Genomic DNA, 19,288 nt, shown 5'->3' with positions numbered 1-19,288 from the left:
CCGGTATACTCCGCGCCGCGCAGTCTCAGGTTCGCACCGTGTCCGCAGACCCCATATCCGACGTTCCGCCGGTCAACCCGCCCGGCGCCTTTCCGACCCCCACGCTCCTGGCCGCCTTCCCCGGTCCGGCGCTCTGGCTGGATTCCGCTCACGCGGTTGCCGCGGCGAACGCCGCCGCGGACGAGCTGCTGTCCGCCGGCGGGCGCTGGCTGGCGGACATCCAGGGATGGCTGGCGACCTGCAGCGTCGCGCCGGGCCTTCGCTCCCTTCCGGTGGAGCTGCCGCGCGGCGTGATGATCGTCGAATGGGCGGCCACGCCGCTGCCCGGAGGGGACATTCTTCTGCTGGGGCGCGACGCCACGCTGGAACGGCAGCTCCGCCAGACGCTGATCGAGTCGCGCCGCCGCTACAAGGACCTCGTCGAGGTTTCGAGCGATTTTGCCTGGGAAACGGGCAGCGACGGGCGATTCGTCTTCGTCACGCCCAAGGGAGCGCTGGGCTACACCCCCGATGCGTTGATTGGTCGCAACCCCAAGGATCTGGCGGTGACCGAGTGGGGCGACCTGCCGTTGCCGTTCGACACCCGCCGCCCCGTCGATCAGGCGGAGCTGTGGCTGAAGCGGGTTGATGAGCTGCCCGCCTGCTTCGTCGTGTCGGCGGTGCCGCTGTTCGGCCCGCAGGGCGAGTGGATGGGCGCGCGCGGCGTCTGCCGCGAGACGACGGAGCAGGTGCTGCGCTCGGCCGAACTGGCGCGGGTGCGCAACCGCGAGAAGATGCTCGCCCACATCGTCCACACGCTGCGCGACCAGCTCGATGCCCAGAAGGCGCTGCACGTCGCCGCGGTGGAAACCGCCCGCGCGCTGGGCGCCGACGGCTGCCGCATCTACCGCGCGACGGAGACCGGCGCCCTGCGTCCGGCCGCCGATTTCGCCGCGGAGATCCCGGAGGAGCTGCTGTCCGACCTGTCGCGGCCGGTTCTGGAGGAAATCGCCGCCGGCGAGGACGCGCGGGAGCTGACCCTGGGGGCGAACCGGCTGCTCGCCGCCCGGACGGAACACCGTCAGGCCGTCAACGGCGCGGTGGTGGTCTGGCGCGGCGACGACTCCGATCCCTGGGACGAGGAGGACCGGATGCTGCTGTCCGGCGTGGCCGACCACATCGGCATCGCCCACGCGCATCTGGCCTATCAGGAGCGGCTGCGCCGCCTGTCGGAGCGCGACGGGCTGACCGGCCTGTTCAACCGCCGCACCTTCTTCGAGCGGCTGGAGGAGGTGCTCGGCCGCCCGGACACCGGGCCGTCCGCGCTTCTCTATGTGGACCTCGACAACTTCAAGGCGGTGAACGACCTGCACGGCCACCAGCAGGGCGACGCCGTGCTGATGGCCATCGGCGGGTTGCTGACCAACGGCGTCCGGCCCGGCGATCTGCCGGGGCGGTTGGGCGGCGACGAGTTCGTCCTGTGGCTGGGCCGCACCGACGAGGCGCAGGCCGTGGCGGTGGCCGAGCGGCTGCTGGCCGGCATGGCGGCTCTGCGCCATCTCTCCGCCGGGCCGGACAAGCCGCTGGGGCTGTCCATCGGCATCGCCGTCCACCGGGTGGGGCGCGAGACCCTGCAGGAACTGACCGACCGCGCCGACTCGGCGATGTACGACGCCAAGAAGCGCGGAAAGGGCCATTACGCCGTCGCCCCGCTGCCCACGGACGCCGTCATGGCGGCGGAGACGTCCCTATGACCACCCGCGGCGACCACGCCGACCCCCAGCTTCTCGACCCCGCCGATTACGAGGCGGCCAAGCAGATGGCGCGCAGCGCCGACCCGGCGGTGCGTCGCCGCGTCGCCGCGTCGCCCGAGACCCGGCCGGAGCTGCTCTATTTCCTGGCCGCCGACACCGCGGCGGAGGTCCGGGAGGCGATCGCCACCAACGCCGGCACGCCGCGGCAGGCCGACCTGATGCTGGCCAAGGACCGGGAGGTCGCGGTGCGCGGCGCCCTGGCCCAGAAGGTCGCCCGGCTGCTGCCCGACCTGTCCGCCGACCAGGCGTCGCAGATCGAGCGGCTGACGCTGGAGTGCCTGGAGGCGCTGGCCCGCGACCAGGCGACGGAGGTGCGCGGCATTCTGGCCGAGGCGCTGAAGGAATTGCCCGGCGCGCCGCACGGCGTCATCAACACGCTGGCCCGCGACGTGGAGCTGTCGGTCTGCGCCCCGGTCCTGCAATTCTCGCCGATCCTGACCGACGAGGATCTGGCCGACATCATCATGCGCGGTCCGGTGGCCGGCGCCCTGTCGGCGATCGCCGGGCGCAAGCAGATCTCGGCCTCCGTCGCCGACGCCATCGCGCGGGCCGACGACGAGGCGGCGATGACCGCCCTGCTCGCCAACCCCTCGGCGCAGATCCGCGAGGAGACGCTGGACCGCATCCTCGACCAGGCACCGCAGCACGAGCCCTGGCACGCCCCGCTGGTGCGCCGGCCGCGCCTGCCGGCCCGCGCCGTGGCGCGTCTGGCGAGCTTCGTCGCCGACAACCTGCTGAAGGTCCTGCGGGAGCGCACCGACCTCGACCCCGCCGCCGCCCGCGCCCTGGCCGAGGGCGTGCGGGCGCGCGTCAACCGCGGGGCGGGTGGCAACGGCGGCGGTGGAGCCGGTGCGGCCCGCGGCCTCGTCGATTTCGGGGAGGAGGAGCTTGGCCATCTGCCGGGCGACAAGGACAAGGCGGCCGAACGCCCCTCCGACAAGGCGGCCCGGCTGAACAAGGAAGGCAAGCTGACGGAGAAGCTGCTGGAAGGCGCGCTGGCGGAGGGCGACCGCGCCTTCGTCCTGGCCGGGCTGGGCGAGCTGGCGCAGCTTCCGATGCCGATCATCGACCGCATCATCGGCACCCACGCCCCGCGCGCCGTCACCTCCCTGGTGTGGCGCTGCGGCCTGTCGATGCGCTTCGCCCGGCAGGTGCAATTGCGCATCGCCCAGATTCCGCCAAAAACCGCGCTTATGGCAAAGGAAGGCGTCCTTTACCCGATGTCCGACGACGAGATGCGTTGGCAGCTCGCCTTCTTCGGAGTCGAGGAGAAAGCCTGACGCCGCGCCACCACACGGACCCGTTCATGCGCGCCCTGGCCCTGCTGCTGTTGTTCCTCGGTCTTTCCCTTCCCGCTGTTGCCGCCCCGCCGCCCGCTTCCCCGGAGGAGCGGGAGGTCACGGCGGTCTTCGAAAGCGCCCGCTCCGCCCTGGCGCAGAAGCGCGGCGCGGCGGTGGTTCCGCTGCTGTCCCGCGCGTCGGTCGACAAGCTGGAGCAGGTGCGCGGCGTCGCCCGCAGCGGCAACGACGCCGGTCTCGCCAAGCTGGAGCCGGCGGAGAAGTTCGCCGCCATGGGGCTGCGCCGCTACGTCACCCCGGCGGATCTGCGCCGCATGTCGCTGGGCGAACTGGCCGATCACGGCATGAAGAACGGCTGGCTCGGCCCCAACGTCATCGGCAGCAGCGGGCTCGGCCCGGTGCGGGTGCGCGGCGACCGCGCCTCGGCGATCCTGATGGTCGACAACCGTCCGGCGCTGGTGCCCGCCGACTTCGTGCGCGAGGGCGGGGCCTGGAAGATCGACCTGACCGGTGTCTTCAGTTTCGGCAGCCAGATGCTGAAGGGCTTCGCCGCCATGTCGGGCAAGAGCGACGAGGCCTACATCGAGGACATGCTGCAGAAGCTGCCGGCCAAGCCCGCGATGATGCACCGCTGACCCGCCGGGTGAGCGGCCGGATGACCGCCGACGGGCGGGGGAGCGCCGGCTTCGTGTTACATCTCCTGCGACGGGGTGGGCCGTTGCGCGGAATCCGGAGATTGCGTTAGAGTCGCGCCACACGCACGACGCGTTGGTGCCCCTCATGACCGCTCCGGATGGCTATCCCTTCGCCGCGCTGACCGAAGCGGACGCCGGGTTCTTCCCGTCGGTCCGGAGCATCGGCGCTCCGCCCGCCATCCCCTACCGGGTTCCCTGCGCCCCCGCTTTCGCAGCGGCGGCGGTCCGTCTGGCCGCCCGGCGCGGCACCGACCTGTCCGCGCTCACCGCCGCGGCGCTGCTGCTGGTGCCCGAGCGGACGCCCGACCCCGGCGCCCCGGACGATGACGCGGAGCGGACGGTGCTGGACCTGCGGTTGCCGCCCGGCCATGGCGACGCGGCGATCCGCCGGGCTCTGGCGGCGGCGCTGGCGCTGGCCGACCCCGGCTGCCGGCTGATGCCCGCCGAGGAGGCCGGGCGGCTGGAAGGGGCGGTGGAAACCCTGACCTACCGCAACAAGGCGCTGGCCCACGCGCTGGAGCGGGTGTCCTTCCGCCCGCTGGACGGCAAGCTGACGCAGGTGCGCGACGCCGCCCAGATGTTCGGCTTCGTCAACGAGTGGTGCTTCGACGAGGACCGGGTGGTGAAGCGCTTCCGCGAGCTGGCCCCGGTCTATCACCCGGACACCGGGGTGGTCGCCTGCCGCGACCGCATGGCCCAGCTGATCGACGCGCGCAACCTGCTGATCAACCACGTCCGCACGGCCTACCGCTCCGGCCCCTGGACGCAACGGCGGCCCTGAATCCGCGAACGGATCAGGTCCCGGTCATCTCCTCGATCCCGATGGCGTCGGTCAGGCTGGTGCCGTCCAGAACCGTCCCGTCGAGGTCCGCGCCGGTCAGGTCGGTGCCGGTCAGGTCGGCCTCGCTCAGGTTGGCGCCGCGCAGGTCCGCCCCGGCGAGGTTGGCGCCGGACAGGTTCACCTTGCGCAGGTCGGCGTCCTTCAGCACGGCCATGCCCATGCGGGCGCGCTGCAGGTTGGCCCGCCAGACGTGGCTGCTCGATCCCTGGATGTGCACGGGGCCGAGCTGCGCCTCGGTCAGGTTCGCGCCGGTCAGGGTCGCCCGTTCGAAATTGACGCCGCGCAGGTCCGCCTTGGTGAAGTTCACCTTGCGCAGGTCCGACAGCGACAGGTCGGCGATGGCCAGCGAAGTGCCCATCATGGATGCCCCGCGCAGCGTGATGCATTGCAGGATGCCGGCCGACAGGTTGATGCCGTCGAGGTTGCGCCCCGACAGGTCGAGCGACGAGAGGTCGGCGCGCTTGCCGTCCTTGCCGCCGCTGTCGATCCAGGAGAGGTGCAGGGTCAGGATGTTGCGCAGGTCATCGTCCGGATTCTCCAGAACCTTCGCCATCACCGCGGCGGACAGGTTGGGCGAGCGGAGCTGGGCCGCGTCCAGAATGGCGCCGATCAGGTTGGCGTTGGTGAAGTTGGCGCGCCCGATGGCGCAGTTGGTCATCACCGCGCCGGACAGCCGGGCGCCGGACAGGTTGGCCTCCGACAGGTCGGCGTCGGTCAGGTCGCAGCCCGTCAGGTTGGAGTTCGTCAAGTTCGCGCGCATGAACTTGGTGCCGCGCAGGATCGCGTCGGTCAGGTCGGTCTGCATGACGAAGGCGTTGGCCACCTTGGCCCGCGACAGGTCGGCGCCGCGGATGACCGCCGCTGTCAGCTCCGACGTAAGGACGGAATCCTCGAAATTGTGCGCCATCATCTCGCCCGACGGCGTGTAATGCAGCAGCGTGCCGTCGCGCAGGTCCACCTCCACCAGCATGGCTTCCGACAGCACGGCGCCGCGCAGGCAGGCGCCGCGCAGGTCGGCGCGGCGCAGGTCGGCCTTCTCCAGGTTGGCCAGCCGCAGGTCGGCGGCGTAGAGGTTCGCGTTGGTCAGGTTGGCCCGGGTCAGCCGTGCGCTGAACAGCTTCGCCCCCGACAGGTCGGCGTCGGACAGGTCGATGCCGGACAGGTCCAGATGCGACAGGTCGCGCATCTTCAGATTGGCGCGCACACCGCCGGGCTGGCTTTTCCGGAAAGCCTGATGGCGGAGCAGGATTGTGTTCAGCTGACTCTGCGTCAGCTTGGTGCGCGGCGTGTTCGTTCCGAAGCCTTGCGCGGGGGGCATCAGGGAAATCCCGGGTTGGAGTCGCGGCACAGTCTAAAGGGGAGCCGCGAAGAAAAAGTTAACAATCGGTAACGCTTTATTCAAGTACGCCTCGAATGCGTTCTATCGCGGGCGCTGTTCCCGGGCCGCAAAGCCCTTGGTTGTGTAAGGAAATAGTGGCCCTTCGCGGGGCGTTGCGCAAGAGGGTCCAGCGGGGCGTGGTCGTTGGGTTGTTGACTCCGCCCCTCGCGATGCGTATGGTCCGCCGACCTGCATCCGTCGAGCCATCGACCGGGTACCATTGGCCTGTGCGCCGGGGACCTCCGCCAGTCCGCGAGTTTCGCGCACTGGCTCGTTTGTGCTTGAGCCGATCGCGTTCGAGCGGATGGAGACCGAAACTGAGGACCGCTGACCCATGTTCGATGGCCTGACCGGACGCCTGGGCGACATCTTCGACAAGCTGCGCCGCCGCGGCGCGCTGAGCGAGGAGGACGTCAACGCCGCGCTGCGCGAGGTGCGCGTGGCGCTGCTGGAGGCCGACGTCGCCCTGCCGGTGGTCAAGCAGTTCGTCAACCAGGTCAAGGAACGCGCGATCGGCCAGGAGGTCCTGCGCTCGATCACCCCCGGCCAGCAGGTCATCAAGATCGTCCACGACAACCTCGTGGAGATGCTGGGGCAGGGCGAGGAGATCAACCTCAACGCCGCCGCCCCCGTGCCGATCCTGATGGTCGGCCTCCAGGGCTCGGGCAAGACCACCAGCACCGCCAAGATCGCGCTGCGCCTGAAGAACCGGGACCGCAAGAAGGTCCTGATGGCCTCGCTGGACGTGCGCCGCCCGGCGGCCCAGGAGCAGCTGAAGGTCCTGGGTGAGCAGACCGGCGTCGCCACGCTGCCCATCGTCCCCGGCCAGGACCCCGTCGCCATCGCGCGGCGCGCCATCGAGACCGGCCGGCGCGAAGGCTACGACGTGGTCATGCTCGACACCGCCGGCCGCCTGTCCATCGACGAGGAGTTGATGGCCGAGGTCGCGGCCGTGCGCGACGCGACCAGGCCGGCGGAGACGCTGCTGGTCGCCGACGCCATGACCGGCCAGGACGCGGTGACGGTCGCCACCAACTTCAACGACAAGGTCGGCATCACCGGCATCCTGCTGACCCGCGTGGACGGCGACGCCCGCGGCGGTGCCGCCCTGTCGATGCGCCAGATCACCGGCAAGCCGATCAAGCTGCTGGGCATGGGCGAGAAGATCGACGCCCTGGAGGCCTTCCACCCCGACCGCATCGCCGGCCGCATCCTCGGCATGGGCGACGTGGTGTCGCTGGTGGAAAAGGCGGCCGAGACCATCGACAAGGAAGAGGCCGAGAAGCTCGCCCGCAAGATGGAGAAGGGCCAGGGCTTCGACCTCGACGACATGGCCTCCCAGCTCAAGCAGCTGCGCAAGATGGGCGGCATGTCCGGCCTGATGGGCATGCTGCCGGGCATCGGCAAGATCAAGAATCAGCTCAAGGACGCGAACATCGACGACGGGGTGATCAAGCGCCAGGAGGCGATCATCTCCTCGATGACGAAGAAGGAGCGCAAGCACCCCGAGCTCATCAAGGCGTCGCGCCGCAAGCGCATCGCCGCCGGCTCCGGCACCAGCGTGCAGGAGGTGAACAAGCTGCTCAAGCAGTACGACACCATGCGCGGCATGATGAAGCAGGTGCAGAAGCTGGGGCAGAAGGGGCTGATGCGCCACGGGCTGCAGAGCCTCCTGCCGAAGAATTTCCGGGGGCCGAACTGATCCCCGGCGAAAGCAACCGCGCGACGAGCGCGATTATCGTCAACCGCACACCAAGCGACTACACCAAGGAAGCGACTGTCCCATGTCCCTGAAGATCCGTCTGGCCCGTGGCGGCGCCAAGAAGCGCCCGTTCTACTCGATCGTCGTCGCCGACGCCCGCAGCCCGCGTGACGGCCGCTTCATCGAGAAGATCGGCACCTACAACCCGATGCTGCCGCGCGAGCACGAGCAGCGCATCGTCCTGGACGCCGAGCGCGCCAAGCATTGGCTGTCGGTCGGCGGCCAGCCGACGGACCGCGTCGCCCTGTTCCTGGCGAACGCCGGCCTGATCGCCAAGCCGGAAATCCGCGAGACCCCGAAGAAGTCCGCCCCGAAGGCCAAGGCGCAGGAGCGTCTGAAGGCCGAGGCCGCCGCCAAGGCCGCCGCCGAGGGCTGATAAGGATCGGCGGATTTGCCCCCACCCTGACCCTCCCCCGCTCAGCTTTCGTGCAAACCTTTGGTTTGCACGAAAGCTGAGCGGGGGAGGGGATAGAGCTCCTTCCCCCGCCCGGCGGGGGAAGGATGGGATGGGGGCAGAACGCCCCGCAACGCACACGCTCAAGCCATGTCCACAAAAGTCTGCGTCGGCCAGTTCGCCGGGGCGCACGGCGTCCGCGGTCTCGTGAAGGTCAAAAGCTTCACGGAGGACCCGGGAGCCGTGGCGTCCTACGGCCCCCTCTCGGACGAGCGGGGCGCCCGGCGCTTCGCGCTGACGCTTCAGGGCACCATGAAGGATCTGTTCCTGGTCCGCGTCGATGGCATCGCCACGCGCGAACAGGCGCAGGAGCTGACCGGTGTCCGGCTCTATGTGGACCGTTCCGCCCTGCCCGAGACGGAGGACGAGGACGAGTTCTACCACGCCGACCTGATCGGGCTGCGTGCGGAACTCGCCGACGGCACCGTCTGGGGCACGGTGAAGGCGCTGTATGACTTCGGAGCCGGTGACGTGCTGGAGATCCGCACGGAATCGGGGCCGCTGGAGATGCTGCCCTTCACCCGCGCCTGCGTTCCGGTGGTCGATGTGAAGGGAGGCCGCGTCGTGGTCGATCTTCCCGCGGTCATCGAAGCGCGCGACGGCGAGGCGGAAAAGTACGGAGAGGGCGCGCCGGAGGGCGCGGATGTCGCTGAAGACGACGTTGAAAACAAGGGAACCCGCCCGTGAATCACGGCGCTTCCGGTTCTCTTGTCTGGACGGCCAAGGTTCTGACGCTGTTCCCGGAGATGTTTCCGGGTCCGCTGGGGCTCAGCCTCGCGGGAAAGGCGCTGGAAAATGGAGTCTGGGCGTTGGAATCAGTGGACATTCGCTCGTTCGCGCGCGATAAACACCGCTCCGTCGACGACACCCCCTTCGGCGGAGGGGCCGGCATGGTCATGCGGCCCGACGTGCTGGACGCGGCTCTGACCGCGACGGCGGGTCCTCCGGGCACTCCTGGACGCGGACGGGCGATCTACCTGTCGCCTCGCGGACGGGTGCTCGACCAGGAGCTGGTCAAGGAGTTGGCGGCCACCCCGGTGGTCACCCTGCTCTGCGGCCGGTACGAAGGGGTGGATGAGCGGGTGCTGGACGCGCACGGCCTTGAGGAGGTCAGCCTCGGGGATTTCGTGCTGTCCGGCGGCGAGACCGCCGCCCTGTGCCTGATCGACGCCGTGGTGCGCTTGCTCCCCGGTGTCATGGGCAATGTGGAGACGGCGGGCGAGGAAAGTTTCGAACGGGGGTTGCTCGAATACCCCCACTACACCCGGCCCGCGGTCTGGACCGACGGGCAGGGTGTGGAACGGTCGGTTCCGGACATCCTGTTGTCCGGCCACCACGAGAAGGTTCGCGCCTGGCGGCTCGCCGAGGCGGAGCGGATCACCCAGGCCCGGCGACCGGACCTGTGGGACCGCTACGAGGCGGGCAGGAAGGCCGAGGGTCAGATTGGAAAACGGGGTCGCCGGCGCGGCCCGAAACCAGAGTGACGGTCCGCCGCGAGGCGCACCGATGGAAAGGGGTAGTGTCATGAACCTGTTGCAGCAGCTCGAGCAGGAGCAGATCGAGAAGGCCCTCGGCGGCAAGACCATTCCTGTGTTCTCGCCGGGCGACACCGTCCGCGTGAACGTGAAGGTGGTCGAGGGCACGCGCGAGCGTGTCCAGGCTTACGAGGGCGTCGTGATCGCCCGCCGGAACGCCGGCGTGAATTCGTCCTTCACCGTCCGCAAGATCAGCTACGGCGAGGGTGTGGAGCGCGTGTTCCCGCTCTACTCCCCGCGCCTGGAGTCGATCGAGCTGGTCCGCAAGGGCGCCGTCCGCCGCGCCAAGCTGTACTATCTGCGCGACCGTCGCGGCAAGTCGGCCCGTATCGCCGAGCGCACGACCGGCCGCGGCATGAACACCACGAAGGCCGCCGCGGAGTAATCCGGCGCCCTTTCGTTCGGTACGCCTGAACCAGCACCCGCCCGGAGCGATCCGGGCGGGTGTTTGGCGTTGGGGAAGTCGTTGCGGTGGTGCCCCCCTCCCGACCTCCCCCGCTTTCGCAGGGGGAGGAGAAAAGCCCTCCCCTGCGGAGCGGGGGAGGGTTGGGTGGGGGCCCGGCGCAACCGCTCCCCCCTACCGCGCCCGCATCGTCGTCAGGATTCCCGCACCGATCAGCGCCACCGCGATCATCACGCCGACGGTCAGCGGCTCGCCCATGAAGACCGCGCTCAGCAGCAGGGCGGTGACGGGGACGAGGCAGATGATCTGCCCGGCCTGGGCCGCCGGCATGGCGGTCAGCGACTTTGCCCACCACCAGAAGCACAGCCCCGTCGCGATCACCCAGTTGAAGGCCAGGACGGTGCCCAGCGCGGGCGTCCAGTGGATCGGCCGGGCGTGCTCCGCCGCCAGGGCCAGCGGCGCGGTCGCCATGGCGCTGACGGCGATCTGCCAGAAGGTTTGGGTCCAGAAGGGCGTGCGCCAGCCGCCGCGGCGTCGGCGGTAGAGGGTGGCGCCGAGCGCCCAGCTCAGCGCGCAGGTGAGCAGCAGCCCGTTGCCGAGCAGCACCGCCGGGTCGCTCCAGTCCAGCAGCGCCGGGTTGAAGAAGACGAGGACGCCGGCGAAGGTCAGCAGCGCCCCGATCACCCGCCCGCGCGTGAAGCGCTCCCCGGCCAGCAGCACGCCCAGCGGCAGCGCCCACATTTGCATGGTGTAGGCGAGCACCGCGGCCCGCCCCGGCGGCACGACCCGCAGCGCGATGGAACTGAGGTCCAGCATGCCGGCGATCTGGAGCAGCCCGACCAGGGCCAGCGGCCAGCGCTCCCCCGGCGGCGGCAACAGGGGGAAGCGCAGCACCCGCGACAGCAGGGCCAGCACCGCCGCCGCCCCGGCGAACCGGAGAAAGCAGAAGGTCAGCGGCCCGATGTCGGACAGGGCCAGCTTCATCAGGGGCCAGTTGGCGCCCCAGAACAGAACGATTCCCGCAAGCTGCGCGTAGACCACGGTGCCCGGACCGCCCACGGGTCCCTGGCCGGCCGCGGCGCGTGGCATGGCCTGATCCGCCATGAGTCCTCCCAACCCTGAATTTTGCCGCATCCTACGGCGCGGGTGGGGGTGGGAGGTCTGCGTTCCCGGTGCGGCAGCCCCGCGAGGGGGCCGGCGTTACGGCGCGCCGCCGGTGGAAAAGCCGGTGAGGACCTGGATGCCGAACCAGCCGCCGATGGCGAACAGCACCAGAAGGATCATGGTGGTGGCGATGGCGATGTTGGTCTGGCGGATGCGCCGGCAGTTCGGGCAGCCGGGAAGCTCGGCGGGATAAGGCCGTTCGCAGCGTTCACAGCGGACAGTGGGGTCCGTCACGGGATGACCCTTCATCGAATGGGGCAATGGAGATCGGTGTGCGGACGCTACCATAAGGAGCGCCTTCCCCGCCAGCCGATGGGCGCGGCGGGGGAGCGGCGATTTTTCGGTGCGGGATGCCGGGTGTTTTCCACAGGCTCGGCCTTGTCCTGGTTGAAAGAGACGGCTATTGTGCGGCCCTCTTACCGCACGCTTCGTTCGTCCGGTCTGTGGTTTGCGAGAGAGAATTGCCGCGAGAGAGAGTTGCTATGTCCAAGCCGCGCACCCTGTTCGACAAGATTTGGGACAGCCACGTCGTCCACCGTCAGGACGACGGCACCTGCATCCTCTACATCGACCGCCATCTGGTCCATGAAGTGACCAGCCCGCAGGCGTTCGAGGGGCTGCGGCTTGCCGGCCGTCCGGTGCGCCGTCCGGAAGCGACCCTCGCCGTTCCCGACCACAACGTGCCGACCACCGACCGCTCCAAGGGCATCGTCGAGGAGGAAAGCCGCATCCAGGTCGAGACGCTGGACAAGAACGCGCGCGACTTCGGCGTCCGCTACTTCCCGATGGACGACGTCCGCCAGGGCATCGTGCACATCGTCGGTCCGGAGCAGGGCTTCACGCTGCCCGGCGCCACCATCGTCTGCGGCGACAGCCACACGGCCACCCACGGCGCCTTCGGCGCGCTCGCCTTCGGCATCGGCACGTCGGAGGTGGAGCATGTGCTGGCCACCCAGACCCTGCTGCAGAAGCCGGCCAAGAACATGCTGGTCCGCGTCGACGGCGAGCTGCCGGCCGGCGTGACCGCCAAGGACATCGTGCTGGCGATCATCGGCCGGATCGGCACCGCCGGCGGCACCGGCCACGTCATCGAGTTCGCCGGCGACGCCATCCGCGGCCTGTCGATGGAAGGCCGCATGACCGTCTGCAACATGGCCATCGAGGGCGGCGCCCGCGCCGGCCTGATCGCCCCGGACGAGAAGACCTTCGAGTATGTGAAGGGCCGCGCCCTGGCCCCGAAGGCCGGCGCCTGGGAGCAGGCGGTGGAGTACTGGAAGACGCTGCCGTCGGACGAGGGCGCGGTCTACGACACCACCGTCGTCCTGAACGCCGCCGACATCATCCCGCAGGTCACCTGGGGCACCAGCCCGGAGGACGTGCTGCCGATCACCGCGACCGTGCCGAACCCGGCCGACGTGGCCGACGCCGGCAAGCGCGCCGCCGTCGAGCGCTCGCTGGCCTACATGGGCCTGGAGCCCGGCCAGAAGCTGACCGACGTGAAGGTGGACACCGTCTTCATCGGCTCCTGCACCAACGGCCGCATCGAGGATCTGCGCGCCGCCGCGGTGATCGCCCAGGGCCGCAAGGTCGCCGAGGGCGTGCGCGCCCTGGTCGTTCCGGGCTCGGGCCTCGTCAAGGAGCAGGCGGAGGAAGAGGGTCTGGACAAGATCTTCACCGAGGCCGGTTTCGAGTGGCGTGAGCCGGGCTGTTCCATGTGCCTCGCCATGAACGCCGACCGCCTGTCGCCGGGCGAGCGCAGCGCCTCGACCTCCAACCGCAACTTCGAGGGCCGCCAGGGCCGCGGCGGGCGCACCCACTTGCTCAGCCCGGCCATGGCCGCGGCGGCGGCGGTGACCGGGCACCTGACCGACGTGCGCAGCCTGTAAGCTCTCACGGTCCGCTGTGAAACCCGGAGCGGGGATGGCTTTCCAGCCGTCCCCGCTTCGTCGTTTTTAGGGGCATCCTCCGCTGTCGCGCGCCGAACGCCTCATCGACCTGATCCAGTGCCTGCGGCGCCACCGCCGGCCGGTCAGCGGGCATGTCCTCGCCGACGAACTCGGCGTCAGCCTGCGCACGATCTACCGCGACATCGCCACCCTCCAGGCCCAGGGCGCCCGCATCGACGGCGAGCCGGGCGTCGGCTATCTCCTCCAGCCCGGTTTCCTGCTGCCGCCGCTGATGTTCGCGGAGGAGGAGATCGAGGCGCTCGCCCTCGGCATCCGCTGGGTGGCCAACCGGGCGGACGGCGCGCTGGGGGCGGCGGCGCAGAACGCGCTCGCCAAGATCGCCGCGGTGCTGCCGCCGGACCTCCGCGACCGCATGGACGCCTCCGCGCTGCTCGTCGGGCCGGGGGAGCCGATCGTCGGGGACGGCGTCGACCTCGCCGTGGTCCGGCGGGCCATCCGCGGCGAGCGCAAGCTGTCCATCGCCTACCGCGACCGCGACGGGGCCGCCAGCGAGCGCGTCGTCTGGCCCTTCGCGCTCGGCTTCTTCGACCGGCTGCGCGTCATGGTCGCGTGGTGCGAGTTGCGCGGGGCGATCCGCCATTTCCGCGCCGATCGCATCGTCTCCGTAATGGCATTGGAGGCCCGCTACCCGCGGCGGCGGCAGGCGCTGCTCAAGGAGTGGCGCGAGGCCGAGGGCATCCCGGTCCGGTGAGCGCGTCCGCGCACGACTGCTGACAGAAACTGTCAGTGTGGTGCCCTAGCTTGGTCTTCACCGGACGGGATCGCCCGTGCCGGAGACCAGCGAGGACACCAGCCCATGTTCAGCGCCAACATCATCCTCCTCTATGTGGACAGCCCGACCGCCAGCGCCGCCTTCTACGCCGGCCTGACCGGCAAGCCGCCGGTCGAGGCGTCGCCCACCTTCGCCATGTTCGCCCTGGACTCGGGCGTCATGCTGGGGCTGTGGTCGCGCCACACGGTGGAGCCGGCGGCCTCCGCGGGACCGCTCGGCGGCAGCGGCGAGATCGGCTTCCGCGTGGCCGGCGCCGGGGCGGTGCAGGCCCTTCACGACGACTGGGTGCGGCGCGGCCTGACCATCGCCCAGCCGCCGACCGCCATGGATTTCGGCCACACCTTCGTTGCTCTGGACCCGGACGGGCACCGCCTGCGCGTCTTCGCCCCGACGGAAGCGTGAGGTCCGCCATGGACCCGACCACCGCCAGCCGCAGCTGGATCGCCGTCGCCTCCGCCGAGCATGTCCGGCGGGGGCGGGCGGAGGGCTTCATGCAGGTCTGCCACGGCAAGGCGGCGCCGCTGCGCCGCATCCGTCCGGGGGACCGCGTCGCCTACTACTCGCCGACCGAGCGCTTCCAGGGGAAGGACCGCCTGCAATCCTTCACCGCCGTGGGCATCGTGCGGGACGGAACCCCTTACCAATTCGACATGGGCGGGGGCTTCGTTCCCTTCCGCCGCGACGTGCGGTGGCTGGATGGGCGGGAAACGCCGATCCTGCCCCTGCTCGACCGGCTGGATTTCTCCGCCGGGGTGCGGAACTGGGGCTATCCGTTGCGCTTCGGGCTGTTCACGGTCACCGACCGCGACCTGGACACCATCGCCGCGGCCATGGGGGCGGACCTTCCCTGACCGGTCCCCGCCGCCGGGGGGCTCAATCCCCCCGCCCGCGGCTTCGGCCCATCAGCCCGTCCGGGCGGTAGATCAGGAAGAGGGTGAGCAGGCCGAAGGCCACGATGTCCTTGTAGGCGATGGCGAAATAGGCCGACCAGAAGGTCTCGACGAGGCCGAGCAATGCGCCCCCCAGCATGGCGCCGGGGACCGACCCGATGCCGCCGACCACCGCGGCGGCCAGCGCCTTGAAGCCGATCAGATAGCCCGTGTAGAAATTGACCCCGCCGTAATAGAGCGCGATGACCGCCCCCGCCGCGGCGGCCAGCGCGCCGCCCACCGCGAAGGTGGTGGCGACGGTGCGGTCGACGTCCACCCCGACCAGCTCCGCCGCCCCGACGTCGTCGGCGCAGGCGCGGTGGGCGCGGCCGTAGGCGGTGCGCTGCATGATCGCCCACAGCAGGGCGTAGAGCCCGCCGGTCATCAGAAGGATGACCGCCTGCGAGGTCAGGGCGGTGACGGTGAAGGCGCCGTCGCTGAGCAGCTCGTGCCGGTCGGCCAGGAAGGGGGCGGGCCACCAGTCGCGGGCGCCGTGCAGCAGCCGCATCCCTTCCTGATAGGCGATGGACAGGCCGACGGCGGCGATCAGCGGCGTGTGGTTGTGGGCGCGGCGCAGGCGGCGGAACACCAGCCGGTCCATGGTCCAGCCCTGGACGGCGGTGAAGGCCATTACCGTGGCGAAGACACCCAGCACCGCCAGCGGCATCCCGCCCAGCCCGGCCATGCCCAGCGCCGCCGCCCCCATGGCGGTCAGCATGGCGCCAATCATCGTCAACTCGCCCATGGCGAGGTTGATCTGCCCGAGGATGCCGTAGACCAGTGTGTAGCCGAGCGCCAGCAGCCCGTAGACGCAGGCCACCGTGGCCGCGTTGATGACCTGTTGCAGGAAGAAGAGCAGCGGCGCCCAGTCCGTCCGCGGCCCGCGTTCCGGCCCGGCCGCGTCCGGCGGCAGGCCGAGGCGGGCGGCGGGCAGGCCGGCCCAGACGCGCAGCATGGTGAATTGCATGGGCCGCAGCCGCCCCATGCGGTCGGTCGCCACCATCACCAGCTCGTGCCGGCGCGAATCGAAGAAACGGCCGCCGAAGCGGCAGGCGATCCAGTGGGTTCCGCTGTCCGCACGGTAGGTCAGGCGCAGCGCCGGTTCCTTGCCGGCCATCTCTGCCGTGTCCAGGATGGTGACGGGGCCGGAGTCGAAGGCGGGAATCAGTTTTCGGCACAGCGCCGCCTGATCGCCGTCCACGCCGCAGCCGGTCAGCAGCAGGGCGGCAACCAGCAGGAGGAAGGGCGGGAACAGGCGCGGCGGACGGCGGTGCACGGCGACGGAAACCCGGCCGGTTGTGCTTCGCCTGAGAGTCTATCGGCAATTGGCGACGAGCGCCAGACACCGCCTTATGGGCGTCAGTAGCGGGCGTTGACGAAATACAGACCGTCCGGCGGGGCGGTCGGCCCGGCGGCGGAGCGGTTGCGGGCCTCCAGCGCGCGGCGCAGGTCGTCGGCGCTCCATTTGCCGGCCCCGACCAGCTCCAGCGTCCCCACCATGTTGCGCACCTGATGGTGCAGGAAGGAACGGGCGGCGGCGTGCACCCGGACCTCGTCGCCGACCCGCTCGACCGCCAGCCGCTCCAGCGTCTTGACCGGGGAGTTGGCTTGGCAGAGCGCGGCGCGGAAGCTGGTGAAGTCGTGCTGGCCGACCAGGACCTGGGCGGCGGCGTGCATCGCCTCGGCATCCAGCGGGCGCATGACGTGCCAGGCGCGGCCCGTCTCCAGGGCGAGCGGGGCTCGGCGGTTGACGATGCGGAAGACGTAGCTGCGCCCGAGACAGGTCATGCGGGCGTGGAAGTCCTCCGGCACGGCCTCGGCCAGCAGGACGGCGACCGGGGCGGGCCTCAGGTGGAAGTTCAGCGCGTCGCGCAGCTTCAGCCCGGTGAAGGGCTTTTCCAGGTCGAAATGGCAGACCTGCCCCAGCGCGTGCACCCCGGCGTCCGTCCGTCCGGAGGTGTGGACGCGCACGGTCTCGCCGGACAGGCGCTCGATCGCCTCCTCCAGCGTCTGCTGGACGGAGGGGCCGTTGTCCTGCCGCTGCCAGCCGACGAAGGGCCGGCCGTCATATTCGAGGGTCAGTTTCCAGCGCTGCATGCGGCGTCGCCGAGACGGGTGCCGACGGGCAGGGCGAAGCCGCGCAGCAGGGCGGCGCCGTCCACCGGGGCCTTGCCGGGCCGCTGCACCAGGGTGAGGCGCACGGCGCCGTCGGCGCAGGCCATGGTCAGGCGGTCGTCGAGCAGCGTGCCGGGCGCCGCCTTGCGGGCATCCGGCGCCAATTCGGCCTTCAGCACCTTGATGCGCTCCACCCCGCCGGTCGGCGTCGGAGCGTCGAACCAGCAGCCGGGCCAGGGTGTGAGGGCGCGGACCTGCCGCTCGACAAAGGCGGCGTCGCGCGTCCAGTCGAGCCGGCCATCCTCGCGCGTCAGCTTGGCGGCGTAGGTCACGCCCGCCTCGGGCTGCGGCTCGGCGGTCAGGCGGCCGGCGGCGAGGCCGTCCATCGCCTCGACGATCAGCCGGGCGCCCATGTCGGCCAGCGCGTCGTGCAGGCTGCTGGCGGTGGTCTCGGCGGTGATCGGCACCGCGTCCTTCAGCAGCATGGCGCCGGTGTCGAGCCCGATGTCCATCTGCATGATGGTGATGCCGGTCTCGGCGTCGCCGGCCAGGATCGCGCGCTGGATCGGGGCGGCCCCGCGCCAGCGCGGCAGCAGGGAGCCGTGCACGTTCAGGCAGCCCAGCCGCGGCGCGTCGAGGATCGGCTGCGGCAGGATCAGCCCGTAGGCGGCGACCACCGCGGCGTCGGCCTTCAACGCGGCGAACTCCGCCTGGGCTTCGGCGTTGCGCAGCGATTTGGGCGTGCGCACGGGGATGCCGCGTTCCTCGGCGAAGCGGTGGACCGGGGATTTCTGGACCTGCTGCCCACGCCCGGCGGGGCGGGGCGGCTGGCTGTAGACGCAGACCACCTCGTGCCCGGCATCGGCCAGGGCGCGCAGGCTGGGCACGGCGAAATCCGGCGTGCCCATGAAAACGAGGCGGAGCGGCGTCATGAAGAATCGTCCAACGTCGGAAGGTTAGGCGCGCTGCATCTTCTGGACTTTGCGCAGGATCATGTTGCGCTTCAGCATCGACAGGTAGTCGACGAACAGCACGCCGTTCAGATGGTCGATCTCGTGCTGGATGCAGGTGGCCAGCATGCCCTCGGCCTCGATCTCGCGCGTCTCGTTGGTCTCGTCCAGATAGCGGACGCGGACGGAGGACGGGCGGGTGACCTCGGCGTACTGGTCGGGCACCGACAGGCAGCCCTCCTCGCACACCGACGTCTCGTCCGACTTCCAGACGATTTCCGGGTTGGCGAGGCGGATGGGGTTCGGCTTCTCGTCCTTGTCGTGCACGTCCACGACGATCACCCGCTCCAGGATGCCGATCTGCGGCGCGGCGAGGCCGATGCCCTTCGCGGCGTACATGGTCTCGACCATGTCGTCCATCAGCTTGGCGATGCGGGCGTCAACCTTGTCAACGGGCTTCGCCTTCTGCTTCAGGACGGGGTGCGGGGCGACGAGAATATCCAGAACAGCCATGGGAACTCAGCAACGGTGCGTGGAGGTGCGACAATCCGTCAAAATATGAGGGGCGGGCCACAAGGTCAAGGAAGGCGCAAGGCACAACCCAGGGCGACCCGCCGATCCGGTCATGACGGCCGCTCCTCAGAGGGGCGAGCGGGTGATCGACTTGATGGGGCCGCGGGGATTGCCGGACATCTCGGCGATCTTGCGGTCCTGCTCCTCGATGAAGCCGCGAGCCGGCTCGTCGCCGTCCAGCCCGCCCACCAGCGTGCCGGGGACCTTGCGGTTGGAGGTGCGGGCGCCGTCTTCGTACAGCACGTCGAACAGCACGAAGGCGCTGTCCACCGGCTGCTTCTTCTTGGTCTTGGCCATGGGGGGAAACTCCGAACGTCAGGGGGGTGCTTGTAGAGGAAAAGCGCGCAACGGAAAAGGGCACCGGTTTCCCGGTGCCCCCTCCGATGCCGTGCCGTGAGACGTGGCTCAGACGGCCTTCAGGTTCTCCGCCGAGGTCTTGCCGCGCTTCGGATCGCGCTGCTCCTCGTAGGACACCTTCTGGCCTTCATTCAGGCTGCGCAGGCCCGCGCGCTCGACCGCGGAGATATGGACGAAGACGTCCGCGCCACCGTTGTCCGGCTGAATGAAGCCATAACCCTTGGTGCTGTTGAACCACTTGACGGTACCGACGGGCATGATTGCTCTCCGATTAGTATGAAAGGCGCCGCATCGGCCGGTGC

The 19,288-nt window shown here is 70.2% G+C and carries 22 protein-coding genes and 1 pseudogene; 14 read left to right on the top strand and 9 right to left on the bottom strand.

The genetic code is table 11. The annotated features are described in order from the left end of the window. Nucleotides 1-38 precede the first annotated feature (38 nt). The 4 genes from FHW79_RS00915 to FHW79_RS00900 all read left to right on the top strand — a co-directional run bounded on the left by FHW79_RS00915 (nt 39) and on the right by FHW79_RS00900 (nt 4,567). Nucleotides 39-1,733: a diguanylate cyclase gene (locus tag FHW79_RS00915; protein WP_348984010.1), complete on the top strand. Its 1,695-nt coding sequence runs from the start codon at nt 39-41 to the stop codon at nt 1,731-1,733. Continuing rightward, nucleotides 1,730-3,073 carry a DUF2336 domain-containing protein gene (locus FHW79_RS00910; protein ID WP_183177259.1) on the top strand — a complete coding sequence of 448 codons (1,344 nt, stop codon included), beginning with the start codon at nt 1,730-1,732 and terminating at the stop codon, nt 3,071-3,073. Before FHW79_RS00915 ends, FHW79_RS00910 begins: the two co-directional genes overlap by 4 nt. A 26-nt stretch (nt 3,074-3,099) precedes the next feature. Further along, nucleotides 3,100-3,726 (top strand): hypothetical protein, encoded by a 627-nt coding sequence (locus FHW79_RS00905; protein WP_183177258.1) that lies wholly within the window; start codon nt 3,100-3,102, stop codon nt 3,724-3,726. Between the two features lie 145 nt (nt 3,727-3,871). Next, nucleotides 3,872-4,567: a hypothetical protein gene (locus FHW79_RS00900; protein ID WP_183177257.1), complete on the top strand. Its 696-nt coding sequence runs from the start codon at nt 3,872-3,874 to the stop codon at nt 4,565-4,567. Between the two features lie 13 nt (nt 4,568-4,580). On the opposite strand, the gene FHW79_RS00895 is transcribed toward FHW79_RS00900, so the two are convergent. After that, the gene (locus tag FHW79_RS00895; RefSeq protein WP_183177256.1) at nt 4,581-5,945 is read right to left on the bottom strand and encodes a pentapeptide repeat-containing protein; all 1,365 of its coding nucleotides are present in this window, start codon (nt 5,943-5,945) and stop codon (nt 4,581-4,583) included. 394 nt (nt 5,946-6,339) lie between these two features. On the opposite strand from FHW79_RS00895, the gene ffh reads away from it, so the two are divergent. From ffh to rplS, 5 genes are all read left to right on the top strand, one after another. Further along, on the top strand, nt 6,340-7,707 hold the full coding sequence (gene ffh / locus FHW79_RS00890; protein ID WP_183177255.1) for a signal recognition particle protein: 1,368 nt from the start codon (nt 6,340-6,342) through the stop codon (nt 7,705-7,707). 82 nt (nt 7,708-7,789) lie between these two features. After that, nucleotides 7,790-8,143 (top strand): 30S ribosomal protein S16, encoded by a 354-nt coding sequence (rpsP, locus tag FHW79_RS00885; protein ID WP_014239325.1) that lies wholly within the window; start codon nt 7,790-7,792, stop codon nt 8,141-8,143. A 168-nt stretch (nt 8,144-8,311) separates the two neighbouring features. Continuing rightward, complete coding sequence (gene rimM, locus FHW79_RS00880) at nt 8,312-8,908, top strand: ribosome maturation factor RimM (RefSeq protein WP_183177254.1); 597 nt, start codon at nt 8,312-8,314, stop codon at nt 8,906-8,908. Then, nucleotides 8,905-9,705, top strand: coding sequence for a tRNA (guanosine(37)-N1)-methyltransferase TrmD (gene trmD, locus FHW79_RS00875; RefSeq protein ID WP_119509113.1), 801 nt, complete (start codon nt 8,905-8,907; stop codon nt 9,703-9,705). Before rimM ends, trmD begins: the two co-directional genes overlap by 4 nt. Before the next feature lie 40 nt (nt 9,706-9,745). Continuing rightward, nucleotides 9,746-10,141 carry a 50S ribosomal protein L19 gene (gene rplS, locus FHW79_RS00870; RefSeq protein WP_149164181.1) on the top strand — a complete coding sequence of 132 codons (396 nt, stop codon included), beginning with the start codon at nt 9,746-9,748 and terminating at the stop codon, nt 10,139-10,141. 192 nt (nt 10,142-10,333) lie between these two features. Here rplS and FHW79_RS00865 read toward each other — a convergent pair whose 3' ends face one another. Both FHW79_RS00865 and FHW79_RS00860 read right to left on the bottom strand, forming a co-directional pair. After that, nucleotides 10,334-11,248, bottom strand: a complete 915-nt coding sequence (locus FHW79_RS00865) for a DMT family transporter (protein WP_211108043.1) — start codon at nt 11,246-11,248, stop codon at nt 10,334-10,336. Nucleotides 11,249-11,359: 111 nt separating this feature from the next. Then, nucleotides 11,360-11,557, bottom strand: a complete 198-nt coding sequence (locus FHW79_RS00860) for a hypothetical protein (protein ID WP_183177252.1) — start codon at nt 11,555-11,557, stop codon at nt 11,360-11,362. A 248-nt stretch (nt 11,558-11,805) separates the two neighbouring features. Between FHW79_RS00860 and leuC the strand changes: the two genes are divergently transcribed. From leuC to FHW79_RS00840, 5 genes and pseudogenes are all read left to right on the top strand, one after another. After that, nucleotides 11,806-13,209, top strand: a complete 1,404-nt coding sequence (leuC, locus tag FHW79_RS00855) for a 3-isopropylmalate dehydratase large subunit (RefSeq protein ID WP_183177251.1) — start codon at nt 11,806-11,808, stop codon at nt 13,207-13,209. An 82-nt stretch (nt 13,210-13,291) separates the two neighbouring features. Next, nucleotides 13,292-13,456, top strand: a pseudogene (locus tag FHW79_RS33180) (HTH domain-containing protein); the annotation flags it as partial. A gap of 45 nt (nt 13,457-13,501) precedes the next feature. Next, nucleotides 13,502-13,981, top strand: coding sequence for a WYL domain-containing protein (locus tag FHW79_RS00850; RefSeq protein WP_247884104.1), 480 nt, complete (start codon nt 13,502-13,504; stop codon nt 13,979-13,981). A 105-nt stretch (nt 13,982-14,086) separates the two neighbouring features. Beyond that, nucleotides 14,087-14,464 carry a VOC family protein gene (locus FHW79_RS00845; protein ID WP_183177250.1) on the top strand — a complete coding sequence of 126 codons (378 nt, stop codon included), beginning with the start codon at nt 14,087-14,089 and terminating at the stop codon, nt 14,462-14,464. Between the two features lie 8 nt (nt 14,465-14,472). Next, nucleotides 14,473-14,913 (top strand): EVE domain-containing protein, encoded by a 441-nt coding sequence (locus tag FHW79_RS00840; protein WP_183177249.1) that lies wholly within the window; start codon nt 14,473-14,475, stop codon nt 14,911-14,913. Nucleotides 14,914-14,935: 22 nt separating this feature from the next. Here the strand turns inward: FHW79_RS00840 and FHW79_RS00835 are convergent, their stop codons facing one another. The 6 genes from FHW79_RS00835 to FHW79_RS00810 form a co-directional block, all read right to left on the bottom strand. Beyond that, on the bottom strand, nt 14,936-16,267 hold the full coding sequence (locus FHW79_RS00835; RefSeq protein ID WP_183177248.1) for a branched-chain amino acid ABC transporter permease: 1,332 nt from the start codon (nt 16,265-16,267) through the stop codon (nt 14,936-14,938). Between the two features lie 83 nt (nt 16,268-16,350). Further along, entirely contained in the window at nt 16,351-17,088 is a 738-nt protein-coding gene (gene truA / locus FHW79_RS00830) for a tRNA pseudouridine(38-40) synthase TruA (RefSeq protein ID WP_183177247.1), read from the bottom strand. Further along, nucleotides 17,070-18,038 carry a methionyl-tRNA formyltransferase gene (gene fmt, locus FHW79_RS00825; protein WP_183177246.1) on the bottom strand — a complete coding sequence of 323 codons (969 nt, stop codon included), beginning with the start codon at nt 18,036-18,038 and terminating at the stop codon, nt 17,070-17,072. Before fmt ends, truA begins: the two co-directional genes overlap by 19 nt. Nucleotides 18,039-18,062: 24 nt before the next feature. Beyond that, nucleotides 18,063-18,569, bottom strand: coding sequence for a peptide deformylase (def, locus tag FHW79_RS00820; RefSeq protein WP_183177245.1), 507 nt, complete (start codon nt 18,567-18,569; stop codon nt 18,063-18,065). Nucleotides 18,570-18,695: 126 nt separating this feature from the next. Next, on the bottom strand, nt 18,696-18,926 hold the full coding sequence (locus FHW79_RS00815) for a hypothetical protein (RefSeq protein ID WP_014239339.1): 231 nt from the start codon (nt 18,924-18,926) through the stop codon (nt 18,696-18,698). A gap of 108 nt (nt 18,927-19,034) precedes the next feature. Then, nucleotides 19,035-19,244 carry a cold-shock protein gene (locus tag FHW79_RS00810; protein WP_014239340.1) on the bottom strand — a complete coding sequence of 70 codons (210 nt, stop codon included), beginning with the start codon at nt 19,242-19,244 and terminating at the stop codon, nt 19,035-19,037. Nucleotides 19,245-19,288: the final 44 nt, after the last annotated feature.

The sequence above is a fragment of the Azospirillum sp. OGB3 genome (assembly GCF_014192915.1).
Taxonomy (GTDB): Bacteria; Pseudomonadota; Alphaproteobacteria; order Azospirillales; family Azospirillaceae; genus Azospirillum.
Note: the sequence above shows the minus strand (reverse complement) of the source record. Positions and strands in the feature narration are given on the sequence as shown.

What these genes read in the sequence shown, in the direction of transcription:
- FHW79_RS00910 (WP_183177259.1), top strand. Translation starts at nt 1,730, where the DNA reads ATGACCACCCGCGGCGACCACGCCGACCCCCAGCTTCTCGACCCCGCC.
- FHW79_RS00905 (WP_183177258.1), top strand. Translation starts at nt 3,100, where the DNA reads ATGCGCGCCCTGGCCCTGCTGCTGTTGTTCCTCGGTCTTTCCCTTCCC.
- FHW79_RS00900 (WP_183177257.1), top strand. Translation starts at nt 3,872, where the DNA reads ATGACCGCTCCGGATGGCTATCCCTTCGCCGCGCTGACCGAAGCGGAC.
- FHW79_RS00895 (WP_183177256.1), bottom strand. Translation starts at nt 5,945, where the DNA reads ATGCCCCCCGCGCAAGGCTTCGGAACGAACACGCCGCGCACCAAGCTG.
- ffh (WP_183177255.1), top strand. Translation starts at nt 6,340, where the DNA reads ATGTTCGATGGCCTGACCGGACGCCTGGGCGACATCTTCGACAAGCTG.
- rpsP (WP_014239325.1), top strand. Translation starts at nt 7,790, where the DNA reads ATGTCCCTGAAGATCCGTCTGGCCCGTGGCGGCGCCAAGAAGCGCCCG.
- rimM (WP_183177254.1), top strand. Translation starts at nt 8,312, where the DNA reads ATGTCCACAAAAGTCTGCGTCGGCCAGTTCGCCGGGGCGCACGGCGTC.
- rplS (WP_149164181.1), top strand. Translation starts at nt 9,746, where the DNA reads ATGAACCTGTTGCAGCAGCTCGAGCAGGAGCAGATCGAGAAGGCCCTC.
- FHW79_RS00865 (WP_211108043.1), bottom strand. Translation starts at nt 11,248, where the DNA reads ATGCCACGCGCCGCGGCCGGCCAGGGACCCGTGGGCGGTCCGGGCACC.
- leuC (WP_183177251.1), top strand. Translation starts at nt 11,806, where the DNA reads ATGTCCAAGCCGCGCACCCTGTTCGACAAGATTTGGGACAGCCACGTC.
- FHW79_RS00850 (WP_247884104.1), top strand. Translation starts at nt 13,502, where the DNA reads ATGTTCGCGGAGGAGGAGATCGAGGCGCTCGCCCTCGGCATCCGCTGG.
- FHW79_RS00845 (WP_183177250.1), top strand. Translation starts at nt 14,087, where the DNA reads ATGTTCAGCGCCAACATCATCCTCCTCTATGTGGACAGCCCGACCGCC.
- FHW79_RS00840 (WP_183177249.1), top strand. Translation starts at nt 14,473, where the DNA reads ATGGACCCGACCACCGCCAGCCGCAGCTGGATCGCCGTCGCCTCCGCC.
- truA (WP_183177247.1), bottom strand. Translation starts at nt 17,088, where the DNA reads ATGCAGCGCTGGAAACTGACCCTCGAATATGACGGCCGGCCCTTCGTC.
- fmt (WP_183177246.1), bottom strand. Translation starts at nt 18,038, where the DNA reads ATGACGCCGCTCCGCCTCGTTTTCATGGGCACGCCGGATTTCGCCGTG.
- def (WP_183177245.1), bottom strand. Translation starts at nt 18,569, where the DNA reads ATGGCTGTTCTGGATATTCTCGTCGCCCCGCACCCCGTCCTGAAGCAG.
- FHW79_RS00815 (WP_014239339.1), bottom strand. Translation starts at nt 18,926, where the DNA reads ATGGCCAAGACCAAGAAGAAGCAGCCGGTGGACAGCGCCTTCGTGCTG.
- FHW79_RS00810 (WP_014239340.1), bottom strand. Translation starts at nt 19,244, where the DNA reads ATGCCCGTCGGTACCGTCAAGTGGTTCAACAGCACCAAGGGTTATGGC.